Origin of the sequence: Pseudoalteromonas sp. BSi20495 (genome assembly GCF_000241185.1) — a bacterium.
Classification (GTDB): domain Bacteria; phylum Pseudomonadota; class Gammaproteobacteria; order Enterobacterales; family Alteromonadaceae; genus Pseudoalteromonas; species Pseudoalteromonas fuliginea.
The window spans coordinates 1-1165 of the sequence record NZ_BADY01000116.1; the positions used below are offsets into that span (position 1 = coordinate 1).

General features: G+C 40.3%; 1 protein-coding gene and 1 pseudogene. One reads left to right on the forward strand and one right to left on the reverse strand.

Annotation, left to right across the window (positions count from 1 at the left end):
* Window positions 1-757 (forward strand): annotated as a pseudogene (locus P20495_RS20825) (IS3 family transposase); the annotation flags it as partial.
* 124 nt (window positions 758-881) lie between these two features.
* Here P20495_RS20825 and P20495_RS21660 read toward each other — a convergent pair.
* On the reverse strand, window positions 882-1165 hold a 284-nt coding region (locus P20495_RS21660; RefSeq protein WP_138950699.1), incomplete at its 5' end, for an ISAs1 family transposase.

The following is a 1165-nucleotide window of genomic DNA, read 5'->3' on the forward strand; positions in this document are numbered from 1 at the left end:
TGGATGCGTCTTTAATGACACGAATGAAAGAGCTTGAAGATGAAAATCGCCGTTTAAAGAAAATGTATGCTGAAGAGCGGCTAAAATCTGAGGTCATTCAGGAGGCAATGGCAAAAAAGTGGTAAAGACTTCTGAGCGCAAAGTATTGGCACATGAAGTCGTTAGCACAAATAAAATAAGTATTGCCCTAGCCTGTCGTACTTTCATGATAAATAAAACATGCTATCGCTATACGCTAAAACTGTCTGATGAAAATGAGAAAATTGCAGCATTGCTATTGGATTTAAGCCAATGTAAGCGTAATTGGGGATTCGGTTTATGTTTTTTATATTTACGCAATGTTAAAGGCTACACATGGAATAATAAGCGTGTTTATCGTATTTACCGTGAGCTTGAGTTGAATCTGCGAATAAAGCCTAGAAAACGTCTAACAAGGGAGAAGCCTGAGCCATTGGCTGTACCGGATGCCATTAACGAATGTTGGTCAATGGATTTTATGCACGACCAATTATCTGATGGCAGAGCGTGTCGATTGTTCAATGTGATTGATGATTTCAATCGCGAAGGACTCACAATAGATGCTGACTTATCGCTCCCCACTGAGCGTGTTATCCGCTCACTCAATCAAATTATAGAATGGCGTGGTAAGCCAAAAGCTATCAGGTGTGACAATGGGCCTGAATATATTAGCCATAAATTAGCAGAGTGGGCGTTAAATAATAATATTGAATTACGATTTATTCAACCAGGTAACCCGCCAGGGCAAGAGCATGAAAAAAGTCTATGCGTTCAGTACCTTTTCAAGGTAGGCTGTACTGCGCATAGCTTTTTTCTGTTTTGCGGGCATGCCTTTACTAAAGCTTTTTTCTGCTTTTAGCTGATTAAATGCGATGTGTCTCAGCCCCGCAAATACAGGTGCTGCACCTTCGTACAGGTGCTGCACCTTCGCGCCTAATTCGACACTCATCTTCTTTAAATCCTACATCTAAACGCCAATGTAATCCATTTTCTATTTGCCAATGTTGTCGTGCTCCTCTCGCGAGCTCTTCCGCTGTTAAATTCGCTGAACTAATATAGTATCTATAGCATAACTCATTGCTTAATTTACCTTTTTCTTTCCTATAAGAAACAATAACACCCACTGTTTTTACACCTTCCCAGTGTA